Here is a 12867-nt window from a genome sequence, read left to right as displayed (position 1 = left end):
GACTAGGTATCAGTTATCTTTGTAATCTTACTCGCGACGTCCAGTCACGCATTTTGCGTGACGGCATTCTACCACTGAATTACTCTCGCATTAAATACTGTCTTATTACTTCTCAGACTAGGTATCAGTTATCTTTGTAATCTTACTCGCGACGTCCAGTCACGCATTTTGCGTGACGAACATTCTACCACTAAATTGCACTCGCAATAGCTGTACATATAATCTTTTTTGGTCGCAAAAAATATAGCTGATTCCCTCTCGAATGTCAAATTTGTTTTTACTCCATGCCGCATCAAACGGTCTAAAACTAGCCCCGATTTCCCTTCTGTGCCGTTTGAAAAATTACTTAATTATTTTCTTGACTTCGTTTTATGCATTAGTCATATTTGAATTGTAAGCAGTGTGAATGCTTTTTGTTATTTGTTAATTGTTTTAAAAGTTTCGATGCTCGATTGAGCAAGTATTCTTTTTCCGGTCTTGTCTTTGTGACTTATTCCCGTCTTAAAGCCATTTCGTGTGTATAAAGTTTTACAACCTCAAAGTGAATGGGCGCTTTGAGGTTTTTTGTATTTAACCCATGATTTTTTTTTCTGAAGGAGATGTTCGCATGAACTCAAACAAACTGTACGTGGGCAACCTGTCCTACCGCGCTGATGACGATGGTCTTACCCAGCTCTTTTCGCAAGCTGGTTCGGTCACCTCAGCCAAAATCATTGTAGACAAGTTGTCGGGGAAGTCCAAAGGCTTTGGTTTTGTCGAAATGGCAACGGCTGAAGAAGCTGAAAAAGCCAAAGAAATGTTCCATAACTATTCCTTTATGGAACGTCCTCTGATCGTCAACGAAGCCAAACCGATGGAAAAAAAGCCCTTCGGCGGCCGTGATCGCGGCGGTTTTCGTAAAGATCAATAATTGAGCAAATATCTCGATTAAAGATACAGGCTGTTCCAACTTTGGAACAGCCTTTTTTTTTACACTCCTCCGTTCTCCTTTCTTGTTGAAAGCCACATCAAAAAGTATTACAATCGGTACAATAATCGGGTCAATATTCATCAATATGATTTTCTCCTCTTTTAAAAAACGTTTAGAAACGCTGACAGTCCGTTATTTTGCGGATTCCTACATATCCACTAAAATCGGCTATATCCTCGTACCGATTTTTGCGTGGGCCTACGCCGCTATGATTCCTTTTTCAGAGCGCGCGATTTCGCGGGAAACATTGATTGTTGCCCTTACGATTTCTTTTCTTGTTTGGATCATGTTGCTGGCGCTCATACAACGACGACTCATTCGGCACGCCCGCCACGCTGTGCATCGCTTCTTAGGCGGACAGAGTGTGAGTTTCGACGACGCGCAGGGTGCCGTACACGAACTTTTACGCTTTCCCGGTCGCAATACATGGGCCGAATTGGTCGTATTCATTTTAGTCGCCATCATTCCTTTCACTCTTATTTTTCCGCAGTCAACTGCCATGCTCTCCGGAATGGGTATCGGTACGATGTACGCGGCGCTATTCAACTACATCCTTACCGAACGCTGGGCCGCAGCCTTGATCCTTTTTATCCGTGAACACCGCAAAAATCTTCAGATTGCCGACACGGCGTCGCACCGTATGAGTCGATTGTACGTGACCGTCGCTTCAGTTTCAGTAATCAGTGTTGGCATCAGCGTGTGGTTTATAATCGACGCATACAATGATTACCTCCGTTCATTTACTATAGACCATTTCCCGACAACAGCGGCAATGCATGATTTCCTTTCACAACAAACCTTTCAACTTCAGCACTCACTTCTCATTGCGGTGGGTATGATGACCGCCTGCACTTTTGGTATCGTCATCATTTTATCGGTTTCATTGGACGGTGTACTCCGTGATTTATCGAAAGAGATTCATAAACTTGAAGTTGGCGATTTTTCGGGCTCCAAAAAATACCGCACACCTCACGGTATGGGCTTTCTACTAATCCAGTTAGACTCCGCCGTGCATAAAATCCGGGACCGTATTAATTATCTGCAACGTAACGGTGTAGATATGTATACGACGACTAATAAAATTGCCGCGATCTCTTCCGATCAAAATCAATCGTTGGTACGCCAATCTTCTTCGCTGTCAGAAACCTCCTCGACATTGGAGGAAATGGTTCGCTCATCCAATCAAATCGCCGATCATGCAAGCGCCGTCGTCGGTCAAGCCGAAGATACAGAACGATCGGCTAAAAAAGGCGTTCTTCGCATGGAAGAAACCGTACGCATGATCAAGGATGTCGAATCCAAAAATCAACTCAGTCTCTCCGAAGTTATTCAACTCAGCGAAAGTATTCAGGAAATCGAGCAAATTTTGCGTTTCATTAACTCGGTAGCCGACGAGACCAATCTCATCGCACTTAACGCCACGATTGAGGCCAGTTCCGCCGGCGAACACGGCAAACGATTCAAAGTCGTTGCCAATGAAGTACGGTCGCTTTCGGATCGTGTTACGAGTTCCGTTAAAAACATTCAACGTATGATTGATCAGGTACAGGAGGCCACAACGCGCTTAGTCACCGTCGCGCAAGAAACTTCCGAACATACGGTCAGCAGCGCCGATATGGCCCAACAAACACTGACGAACCTCAAAGAAATTTTAGAATGGGCGCAACGTTCCTCCGATGCGGCCAAACAAATATATATATCGATCAATCAACAGCGTTTGGCCAATCGGCAGATATCCTTTTCATTTAACGATATTTCCGCTGATATGCGCGCATTAGCCGCATCCAGCGAACGTTACGCGGAAACCGTAGATGCTCTCAAGAAATTCTCCAACAATATGGAAGCGGTTGTAAAATACTTCGTCAAACAACAACATTCTGAAAAACCGGATCATGAAAAAAACATTACGTGAGATTCTTAATAATAACGCTTTAGTACGCAATGTTTATGGCAGCACGAGCCTCACCGTTACCGGACTTTGTACCGATTCACGTTTTGCACAAAAGGATAACATTTTTTACGCCATCCGTGGTACGCAAAAAGACGGTAACAAATTCATAGCGCACGCCATACAAAAAGGCGCGTCCGTCATCGTATCGGACGAATTATACGCTAAAGTACAATTCCCTCCCAAAACCCGCGTGACTTACGTACAGGTAGAAAACCTGACTCAGTTTATGGCGGAGTCCTCCGCTTCTTTTTACGGCACGACCAATGCGCCTATGGCTTTTATCGGTATTACAGGCACCAACGGAAAAACGACAACAGCCAAATTTATCAATGAAACTCTTAAGGCATTGGGCCACAAAACCGTGTTTCTGGGTACGACGGGGTTTGAAGTGTGCGGCCGAATCATACCGACGGATTTTACAACACCGCCCGCTCCAATGCTCCACAAATATCTGCGCGAAGGTATGGATAAAGGTGCAACGCATGTTGTCATGGAAGTTTCTTCGCACGCACTCAAACTTAAACGTGTATGGGGCCTTCGTTTTGATGCGGCGGTATTTACCAATCTGACGCACGAACATCGTGAACTGCACGCTTCGATGGACGATTATTTTTCGACCAAGGCTTTACTCTTTAGCATGCTCAAACCGATCGGTTTTGCCGTGATCAACGGAGATGATGATTTTAGCGGAGGTATGCGCAAATCGGTCCCCTCCGGTCACCGCATCGTAGAATATGGCAAAAAAAATAGTGCCACGTTAAGATTGGAAAAAATAAAATTTAATCCCGATTCACGCCTTCAGACTATCGTCTTTGTTCAAGACGGAAAATCCGCCGCTATAGAGACACGCATGATCGGAGAATTTAACGCGTATAACGCATTGGCCGCTTACGGTGTTCTTGAAGGGCTCGGCCTAGACATGGCCGTCGGTGCTGAAAAATTTCCCACGCTGCCGACGGTGGACGGACGTTTTAATTGGTACAAAGCCGGTACATTTAATGTTATCATTGATTTTGCCCACACGCCGGACGGATTGGAAAAACTTTTACAAGAGGTGAACCGAATAAAACCTCAGGGTCGTCGCCTTATTACGGTATTCGGTTGCCCCGGCAGCCGCGATCCTTCAAAACGACCGATGATGGGAAAAATAGCTACAACCGCTTCCGAACACACAATCATTACGACGGATGATATTCATCACGAATCACCGGAAGCCATCATCCAGGATATCACGCGTGAGTTATCCGGAACGCGGCACGAAATCATCATAGATCGGCGTGAAGCTATTCGCCGAAGCCTTCAGATTGCACAAGAAGGCGATTTTGTAGTGATCGCAGGTCGCGGTCATGAGCGCTATCAATATGTGGGGGATGAAAAAATTCCGTTTTATGATCGGCAGGTCTTTATGGAAGAGGCTCAAAAAATCGAATTAAAGGTAGAAGAATAAAAAAAAGCCCGATGCGAATGCACCGGGCCTTTTTTATTACAATAAAATAAAAAATTAAGCCAAAGCTTGCACTTTTTTAGCTAATTTCGATTTTTGATTGGCCGCTTGGTTCTTGTGGATGATACCTTTGACCACAAGTTTGTCCAGTACGCTGACGGTTTGTTTCAATTGATCCTGGGCCGTTTTTTTGTCTTTAGCCGTGGTGACCGCTTTGACCGCCTCTTTCATCTGGCGTTTATGATTTTTGTTTTTGTCCTGCTGCTTTTTGTTTCGGCGAACACGCTCGACCGCGGACTTATGATTGGGCATTGCAAAACTCCTATAACGTTAGGTGTAATATTATTCTAAAACTGGGCGAAGATATACAACTCAATAAGGATTGTCAATCAGAAAATTCAAAAAATTAACCTCGGTTTATCTTTAAAAAAACCGTTACGATTCAACGTTAGTTTTATCGTAAGTAACACCTCCACAATCGCATTGTTAAATCTTTCGTCGGATCACAAAATACAGCGCTTGAGCATGAAAATAATTCACATGTATTTTTAGTACGCCGTAAAAACCACTCTTACATACGCATGAACAGGTGTATCTCATTTATCCATACGATCTTAAATCACGGCAAAGTTTCTTACGTTTGCTTATCACATGCAAATCATATATTTTCGTCCGCCATGAAAACTATACAACTCAAGCCCAAACACGATCACCGCATTCGCAACGGTCATCGGTGGATATTCAGCAACGAAATCCATGACTCGCTCAAATCGTATGAGCCCGGCGAGTCCGTCAAAATAACGGATGCCAACGGTTATCCTGTCGGTGTGGGATATATTAATCCCTATTCGCTTATTGCCGTGCGCATCCTGAGCTTTAAACCGGTTGAAATCAATCGTCATTTTTTTCTCGAACGCATCCGGAATGCTTACGAGCGGCGACAGGTTTTTTACGCGGACCAATCCTGTTACCGGGTCGTTTTCGGCGAATCCGATGACCTGCCGGGACTAACTATAGATCGGTACGGCGATTATTGGGTTATGCAAATTCTCACCGCAGGCATGGATATCCATCAAGACATGATCGTAGATATCATTCGCAGTGAATTTTCGCCCAAAGCGATTATTCTGCGCAATGACTCCGCCGTGCGAAAACTTGAACATTTGTCTGAAGAAGTGCGTGTAGCGTATGGTGATTGCCCGTCTATGATCGAAGTGACGATTCAAAATTTGCTGTTTCGCCTCGATCTGCTGCATGGCCAAAAGACCGGATTTTTTTTGGACCAAAAAGAAAATCATGCTTATGTAAGGCGTTTCACATCCGGAAAAAGAGTACTCGACTGCTTTACGCATCTTGGCGGATGGGCCGTGCATGCCGCGCTCGGCGGTGCGACGGAAGTTATCGGACTCGATATTTCCGAAGCGGCCATCGCCCAATGCCGTACCCATGCGGAAATCAATCAAACTACACAATGCCAATTTAAATGCGTTGACGTTTTTGATGAGCTCAAAGCAATCAACGATCGCAGGGAATCGTTTGATGTCATCATCCTTGACCCGCCCGCATTTGCCAAATCTAAATCGCAAGTCAAAGAAGCCATCAAAGGATACCGTGAAATCAATCGTCGTGCGGCCAAGGCGATTCCCTCCGGCGGTTATTTATTTACTTGCAGTTGTTCGCAAGCGATCGATCCCGATACGTTTCGGAATACGGTATTTCAAGGAATCACGGCAGCCGGTCGGCAGGCGTTGCTCTTGGAAGAGCGCACGCAGCCCAAAGACCATCCGATACTTATGAGTATGCGCGAAACGCAATATCTCAAATGTTTGGTCATTCAAATTATTTAACCGATACCCTCGCCGCATCATACATTTATGCGAAAATTTAAAGTCTGCAAAGAATCCGAAATCGCCGAAGGACAGGGCCGTTCCATCAAGGTATTAGCCAAAGAAATCATGATCTATCGTATTGACGGTCAACTGCACGCCTACGATGGTTTATGCAAACACATGCGCGCATCATTGATTTCGCAGGGCGAGCTAAAAGAGTACACGCTAACCTGCAAGTGGCACGGCTGGCAATACGACATCCGCAACGGTGCGTGCCTCGGTAAACCGGATGTGTACCTCACTGCGCACACCATCGAAATAACAAACGGCGACATCTATGTGTGCGTGGCATAACCGCTTGGATATTGTTTTTATGCCGTATTATGTTAAATTGCCCCGCGAATAAAAGGAGAGATTTTATGGCGGACATGCATTCGTTTGATATCGTTTCCAAAATCAATATGCAAGAGCTTACTAATGCTGTCAATCAGGCCGTTAAAGAAATTCAGACGCGCTATGATTTTAAAGACAGCAAAAGTACGATCGAACTCGGGAAAGACGAAATCGTTATTCATTCCGATGATGATTTTAAACTCAAAGCGGTCATTGATATCTTACAAAATAAAATGATCAAACGCGCCGTGCCGATCAAAGCCTTGAAATATGGAAAAGTCGAAGAAGCGTCCGGCAGCACGGTACGTCAGCATATCAAATTACAAAACGGTATCGAACAGGATCAGGCCAAAAAAATCGTCGCGATGATCAAAGATCTCAAGATGAAAGTGCAAGCCTCAATTCAAGGCGATCAAGTGCGCGTACAGGCCAAAGACATTGACGATCTGCAGGCGATCATCAAAACGCTCAAGGAGAAAAATTTTGATTTTGCCATGCAATTTGAAAACTACAGATAAGCGCACATCATGAAAATCCTCATTACCGGCGGCGCCGGATATATCGGTTCGCATGCCGTCCGCCTGTTACTTCGCGCCGGGCATGACGTCGTAATTTTGGATAATCTGATTTTCGGGCATGCGGATTTTGCGCAGGGCTGTCCGTTGATTCAGGCCGATCTATCGGATATGGCGATGCTCGAAAAGACTTTTGAACAACACAAACCGCAGGCCGTGCTTCATTTTGCAGCGTATGCTTACGTCGGCGAATCGGTCGAAAATCCCGGCAAATATTATCAAAACAATGTCGGTTCAACGCTCCATCTTTTAGAAGCGATGGTGCGGCATAATGTTAAAAAATTAGTTTTTTCATCCACCTGTGCGACGTACGGTATACCGCAAAAAACGCCTTTGACGGAAGAACACCCTCAGGTGCCGATCAATCCCTACGGGCAAACCAAAAAAATGGTGGAGCAAATTTTGTCAGACTTTGATCGGGCGCATGGTTTGAAGTCAGTATGCCTTCGATATTTTAATGCGTCCGGTGCCGATCCGGATGGCGGTATCGGTGAGGATCACAATCCGGAAACGCATCTCATTCCGCTCGTATTGGATGCTGCGATGGGTCGCCGATCGCACATCACTGTCTACGGTGCCGATTATGAAACACCCGACGGTACATGCGTTCGCGATTATATTCACGTTACCGATCTTGCCGACGCCCATATTAGAGCGTTAGACTTTTTGGTTCGTGAGAACCGCAGTGATTTTTTTAACCTCGGCAACGGTAAGGGTTTTTCAGTCAAAGAGATTATTGCCGCAAGTGAAAAAGTAACGGGCAAAAGTATACCCGTTCACTACGGCGAACGCAGGCCCGGAGATCCGGCCGTGCTTGTCGGAAGTGCTGAAAAGGCTAAAGCCATACTCGGATGGCAACCGCAATACAACGATATACATACTATAATACAAACAGCGTGGAACTGGCATCAGTCCCGCTTTGGGAGCAAACGTCTCGTATGATTTACAGCATGACCGGCTTCGGAAAATCGGAGCGCATCTTCGGTTCAACCAGCATTTCCGTCGAAATGCGTTCCGTCAACAATCGTTTTTTAGATCTTTCGTGGAAATCACCGCGCAGTTTTGTTCTTAAAGAAAACGAGGTGCGTGAATTTCTGAAACGCAAACTTGATCGCGGCAAAATCACGGTGTCATTAACCATTCAGTCTCCGGATGTCAATCTGGCTTCGTTTAAAATTGATCACAGCGTGTTTCAGCAATATGCTTCCGCCTTACGCGAAGCGGCGGAAAAGGCCGGCATAGCGCAGGATGTACGTTTGGAACATCTTCTGCAGTACAATGATATTTTTGTTTCCAATAACGATGCCGAGGCCCAAGAGGCGCTTTGGAAAAATATTTTAACTTGTATTGACGAAGCGCTGGATGAAATGAACCGCATGCGCCGCAGCGAAGGCACAGAACTGGCAAATGACTTCATTCATCGGCTCGAAACGATCGAAACCCGTTTGGACAAAATCACCGAATTATCCAAAACAGCAGTCACCGAAGAACTTGAAAAGTTACGCGAGCGCGTAAAACTTCTATTAGAACGCACCGATTTTGATCCTCAGCGACTTGACATGGAACTGGCCATACTTGCCGATAAAGTGGATATCACGGAAGAATTGGTTCGATTTCGCAGTCATAATAAGATGTTTCGTTCTCTTGTCGAGGGCAAAGAAACACAGGTCGGTCGCAAACTCAATTTTATCGTGCAAGAGATGGGACGCGAAACCAACACCATCGGATCCAAATCTTCCCAGTCCGAGGTGATACACACCGTCGTATCCATCAAAGAAGAGCTTGAAAAAATCCGCGAACAAATACAGAACGTTGAATAACATATATGGAACTCAGTCAGTTTTTTGAATGGATACAGTCGCTTGATACCGGTTTGATTTACCTGGTTATTTTTCTGAGCGGCTTTTTGGAAAACTGTATTCCTCCGATTCCGGGCGACATGGTGACGGTGTTAGCGGCCAGCATGGTCGGTGTAGGACGCCTGTCTTACCTTCCTACTTTTCTGACGGCAACAGCCGGTAATTTAATCGGCTTCATGACGATGTATCAGATCGGTCGCTTTTTCGGTAAGGATTTTTTCCTGTCTCGTAATTTTAAGTATTTTCCTGCGACGGCGTTTGAAAAAGCCGAGGCATGGTTTACCCGCCACGGATACCGTGTAATTCTTTTTAATCGTTTTTTGAGCGGTTTACGCTCCGTCATTTCACTTTTTGCGGGTATGACACATCTTCAGAAACGTAAGATCATTCCCCTTGCGTTTCTGAGCGCGTGCATGTGGGATGGTGTTTTGATTTATGCAGGATATGTACTCGGTGACAACTGGAAAGCTTTTGAAAATCTGATGGCACAATACAATCGTGTGGTTTTTAGCATATTAGGTCTCATCGCACTTATCCTCTTGATCCGGTGGTTCATCAAACGTAATTCCGATCATGATCGCTGATTTTCATTCATCGCTGCAAGAACTTCGCACAGCGATTCGCTCGTCTTCTGCTCCTCCCGCATGGATAAAAAAACAAATCGTTGATATTAAACTATCGGTCGTATCGCAAGCCGCTTCTCCGGAATCGGGTTTTAATGCGTCGCAAGCTCTCATCGAACTCTACGATAGCATTATTACAGAAGTATTCGCTCGGCATCGTCTTTTTGAAAACGAAGCCGTATGCATTTTTGCTCTGGGCGGATACGGCCGACGGGAAATGAATCTTTTTTCAGACATTGATATTAATCTGGTGTACGGTACGACCGCTGTTCCGGATGCGATTCGGACATCAATACAACCGTTCATCGCGCAGTTATGGGATATGGGATTGGAGTTAGGACACAGTGTACGCTCAATCGAAGATTGTGTATCGCTGGCCTTGCAAGATGCGGAGATTCGCACCAGTCTGCTCGATGCGCGCTATATTGCGGGCGATACTGTCACGGCCAGTAAGTTTCGTCAGGCCGTACAAAACCGTATTCACACCCAAGATCCGCAAGCGTACATTCAGTCCCGCATTCAACACATGCGGGCACGTCACAGGCATCATGGCAATTCAGAGCGTGTATTGGAACCGGATATCAAAGAAGGAAAAGGTGCTCTGCGCGATCTGCATACATTGTATTGGGTAATCCAGACGGCTTTCCGGATTTCACGAGAGACCAAAACGAGTACATCGCACACCATCGTGGCTTTGCGTACTTTGGGCGATCAACATATTTTATCGTCGGATGAAATTGATCGGACGGAAAAAGCCGCCGATTTTTTGATGGCTGTACGTAATGCATTGCATATGTTCGCCAAACGAAGAAACGACCGCCTATCCTACAGTGTACAATTGCAATTGGCGACATATTTCGGATATCAAGATACCCCTGAGGCCAAAGGTGTAGAAGTTTTTATGCGCCGGTATTACAGCGAGGCACGTCATATCAGTCATACGTGCATTACGGCCATTCACAAGCTGCATGTGAAGTTTGCCCAACCCTCTTCTGACAATGCACGACTTCCGTTGGAAAATGGGTTTTATCTCTGGCAGCACGGCGGCGCCCGTACGTTAGAATTTAACGGGGATTTCGGTGAACACATCCGCAAGGAACCGCGTTGGTTGATCCGAATATTTACCCTTGCACAAAAGTACAACGCCACGCTTTCCGATACACTGCAAGCTACCTTACGTGAGCATCATTATATGCTGGATGAAGCGCTGATCACGCATCGCGAAGTCATCCGCGATTTTTTGGAAATCTGGCGCTGCGAAGGGCAAATCGCATCCACGTTGCGCACCATGCATGAATTGACGCTTTTAGAAAAAATGGTGCCGGAATTCGGTTATATCGTCGCGCATTACAATTATAACATCTATCATAAATACACCACGGACGAACATCTGATCGTGGCCGTGGAATCTTTGGAACGCTTATTTTTTGATGAGGTGACTCGAGACATTGATATAAAACATCTGCGCCAGATTTATGAAGAGCTCACACTGGATGAGCGGTACCAGCTGTACTGGGCGGTGTTTTTGCATGATATCGGCAAATCCCGCGGCGGAGATCATAGCGAAATCGGCGTGACGCTGGCCGGTGATATTTTTCGACGATTGCAGTATACTGATGGTGTCGAAACCATACAGTTTTTGATTTTAAATCACCTGCATATGGAGCAAACGGCATTTCGCCGCAACCTCAAAGATTCGGAGACCATTCAAAATTTTGTAACACTCATCGGCGACCGGCGTCGCCTGCGAATGCTCTATCTGCTGACGTATGCAGACATGTCCGCGGCCAATAAAAACGTATGGACCGAATGGAAAAGTCTTTTGCTACAAGAACTATTTTTCCGAACGGACGATGCACTCAAAGCCCATGCGGGTGAAAGTTCAGACTTTTCGACTTGGAAGGAACTGGACTACGCCGGCATCGTGTACGACGGCAAACTTTCGGTTTCGTTTACGGATCGCGAAAGATATACCGAAGTCATCGTCGTCACCACCGACGCGCCCTACCGCCTTGCGACACTATGCGGTGCTCTGAGCGTATGCGATGTCAGTATCATAGATGCACAGATCCATACCCGCGAAGACGGTATTATCGTGGATCAGTTTCGCATCTTTGATCAATGGTCCCAAAAACCAACGACCGATATTCAAAAAAATAAAATTCGTTCGATTTTAACCGAAGTATTGGAAAAACCGGAAGAACTCACCGCCCACCTGCATCGGCATCGCGATCGCTGGAAGCGAAAAAAATTTATCGCTGAACAACCTACAGAAATTTATTTTGAGGATAACCGTCGTTTTACGATCATTGATATTTTTGCCGCAGATCGTATCGGTTTGCTGTATACCATCACCCACGCACTTTCCGATCTCGGTTTGAATATTCACTCGGCTAAAATCGGTACACGTCTTGACGGGGTGGCCGATTGTTTCTATGTCACCGAGCGCGACGGGAAAAAAATCGTTTCGGTTTATCGGCAGGAAGAAATACGAAGCAAAATACTAAACCTACTGAGATGATGTATGTCGGAACCATTCAAACACATCCCATTACCTTTTGAGCGCCAATCCGAATCACAAATGATCGAGGAAGCCCGGCGGTTTTGTGAACACATGAATAGACGTCGAAGCGTCCGTTTTTTTTCAAATCAAGCTGTGCCTCGCGCTTGTATCGAATATGCTATTCGCACAGCAAATACCGCCCCGTCGGGCGCACACAAACAACCGTGGACATGGGTCGTTATAGATAGACCGGATCTGAAAAAGCAAATCCGCGAAGCCGCTGAGAACGAAGAACGAATTTCCTACGAAGGCGGGCGCATGACCGAAGAATGGCTCCAAGCGCTGGCTCCGCTTGGCACCGATTGGCATAAACCATTTCTCGAAATAGCGCCGTACATCGTCGTCTGTTTTCGCCAAAACTACGGCCTACGTCCTGATGGCCGTAAAGAAACGCATTATTATGTACACGAAAGCGTAGGTATCGCCTGCGGACTTTTTATAGCGGCAATTCATACGATGGGCCTCGTCACACTGACGCACACACCCAGTCCTATGAATTTTTTATCTAAACTCCTCAATCGCCCTGAAAACGAGAAGCCGTTCATTCTTTTTCCTGTCGGCTATCCCGCGGAAGATGCCACCGTACCGGATCTCGAGCGAAAACCCTTGGCCAAAATCATCCAGTGGAATGATAGCACGGTATAAATTGCATCTGTCCCA

Annotated in this window: 12 protein-coding genes; 11 read left to right on the top strand and 1 reads right to left on the bottom strand. The window is 45.8% G+C overall.

Annotated features, from left to right (window positions below; genetic code table 11):
- Window positions 1–607 precede the first annotated feature (607 nt).
- The 3 genes from HUU58_12715 to HUU58_12705 all read left to right on the top strand — a co-directional run bounded on the left by HUU58_12715 (window position 608) and on the right by HUU58_12705 (window position 4368).
- Window positions 608–910, top strand: coding sequence for an RNA-binding protein (locus HUU58_12715; protein ID NUN46533.1), 303 nt, complete (start codon window positions 608–610; stop codon window positions 908–910).
- A gap of 145 nt (window positions 911–1055) precedes the next feature.
- Entirely contained in the window at window positions 1056–2882 is a 1827-nt protein-coding gene (locus HUU58_12710) for a methyl-accepting chemotaxis protein (GenBank protein ID NUN46532.1), read from the top strand.
- Entirely contained in the window at window positions 2863–4368 is a 1506-nt protein-coding gene (locus HUU58_12705) for a UDP-N-acetylmuramoyl-L-alanyl-D-glutamate--2,6-diaminopimelate ligase (GenBank protein ID NUN46531.1), read from the top strand. The genes HUU58_12710 and HUU58_12705 overlap by 20 nt, the downstream gene beginning before the upstream one ends.
- A 54-nt stretch (window positions 4369–4422) precedes the next feature.
- On the opposite strand, the gene rpsT is transcribed toward HUU58_12705, so the two are convergent.
- Entirely contained in the window at window positions 4423–4677 is a 255-nt protein-coding gene (gene rpsT / locus HUU58_12700; protein NUN46530.1) for a 30S ribosomal protein S20, read from the bottom strand.
- 365 nt (window positions 4678–5042) lie between these two features.
- Between rpsT and HUU58_12695 the strand changes: the two genes are divergently transcribed.
- From HUU58_12695 to HUU58_12660, 8 genes are all read left to right on the top strand, one after another.
- Entirely contained in the window at window positions 5043–6212 is a 1170-nt protein-coding gene (locus tag HUU58_12695) for a class I SAM-dependent rRNA methyltransferase (GenBank protein ID NUN46529.1), read from the top strand.
- A gap of 27 nt (window positions 6213–6239) precedes the next feature.
- Window positions 6240–6548, top strand: coding sequence for a Rieske 2Fe-2S domain-containing protein (locus HUU58_12690; protein NUN46528.1), 309 nt, complete (start codon window positions 6240–6242; stop codon window positions 6546–6548).
- 74 nt (window positions 6549–6622) lie between these two features.
- Window positions 6623–7105, top strand: coding sequence for a YajQ family cyclic di-GMP-binding protein (locus HUU58_12685; GenBank protein NUN46527.1), 483 nt, complete (start codon window positions 6623–6625; stop codon window positions 7103–7105).
- Between the two features lie 9 nt (window positions 7106–7114).
- Complete coding sequence (gene galE / locus HUU58_12680; protein NUN46526.1) at window positions 7115–8104, top strand: UDP-glucose 4-epimerase GalE; 990 nt, start codon at window positions 7115–7117, stop codon at window positions 8102–8104.
- Window positions 8101–8982, top strand: a complete 882-nt coding sequence (locus HUU58_12675) for a YicC family protein (protein ID NUN46525.1) — start codon at window positions 8101–8103, stop codon at window positions 8980–8982. Before galE ends, HUU58_12675 begins: the two co-directional genes overlap by 4 nt.
- A 5-nt stretch (window positions 8983–8987) precedes the next feature.
- A complete protein-coding gene (locus HUU58_12670) occupies window positions 8988–9605 on the top strand; it encodes a DedA family protein (protein NUN46524.1) in 618 nt (205 codons plus the stop codon).
- On the top strand, window positions 9595–12165 hold the full coding sequence (locus tag HUU58_12665) for an HD domain-containing protein (GenBank protein NUN46523.1): 2571 nt from the start codon (window positions 9595–9597) through the stop codon (window positions 12163–12165). Before HUU58_12670 ends, HUU58_12665 begins: the two co-directional genes overlap by 11 nt.
- A 3-nt stretch (window positions 12166–12168) precedes the next feature.
- Window positions 12169–12852 carry a nitroreductase family protein gene (locus tag HUU58_12660; GenBank protein ID NUN46522.1) on the top strand — a complete coding sequence of 228 codons (684 nt, stop codon included), beginning with the start codon at window positions 12169–12171 and terminating at the stop codon, window positions 12850–12852.
- The last annotated feature ends 15 nt before the right edge of the window (window positions 12853–12867 follow it).

Source organism: bacterium (assembly GCA_013360215.1).
Classification (GTDB): Bacteria; CLD3; CLD3; order SB21; family SB21; genus JABWCP01.
This window is presented reverse-complemented; position numbering and strand designations above follow the sequence as displayed.

Excerpts from the sequence above, each read along its gene's own strand:
- HUU58_12705 (NUN46531.1), top strand. The coding sequence starts at position 2,863 with ATGAAAAAAACATTACGTGAGATTCTTAATAATAACGCTTTAGTACGC.
- rpsT (NUN46530.1), bottom strand. The coding sequence starts at position 4,677 with ATGCCCAATCATAAGTCCGCGGTCGAGCGTGTTCGCCGAAACAAAAAG.
- HUU58_12690 (NUN46528.1), top strand. The coding sequence starts at position 6,240 with ATGCGAAAATTTAAAGTCTGCAAAGAATCCGAAATCGCCGAAGGACAG.
- HUU58_12685 (NUN46527.1), top strand. The coding sequence starts at position 6,623 with ATGCATTCGTTTGATATCGTTTCCAAAATCAATATGCAAGAGCTTACT.
- HUU58_12695 (NUN46529.1), top strand. The coding sequence starts at position 5,043 with ATGAAAACTATACAACTCAAGCCCAAACACGATCACCGCATTCGCAAC.
- HUU58_12660 (NUN46522.1), top strand. The coding sequence starts at position 12,169 with ATGTCGGAACCATTCAAACACATCCCATTACCTTTTGAGCGCCAATCC.
- galE (NUN46526.1), top strand. The coding sequence starts at position 7,115 with ATGAAAATCCTCATTACCGGCGGCGCCGGATATATCGGTTCGCATGCC.
- HUU58_12710 (NUN46532.1), top strand. The coding sequence starts at position 1,056 with ATGATTTTCTCCTCTTTTAAAAAACGTTTAGAAACGCTGACAGTCCGT.
- HUU58_12675 (NUN46525.1), top strand. The coding sequence starts at position 8,101 with ATGATTTACAGCATGACCGGCTTCGGAAAATCGGAGCGCATCTTCGGT.
- HUU58_12670 (NUN46524.1), top strand. The coding sequence starts at position 8,988 with ATGGAACTCAGTCAGTTTTTTGAATGGATACAGTCGCTTGATACCGGT.
- HUU58_12715 (NUN46533.1), top strand. The coding sequence starts at position 608 with ATGAACTCAAACAAACTGTACGTGGGCAACCTGTCCTACCGCGCTGAT.
- HUU58_12665 (NUN46523.1), top strand. The coding sequence starts at position 9,595 with ATGATCGCTGATTTTCATTCATCGCTGCAAGAACTTCGCACAGCGATT.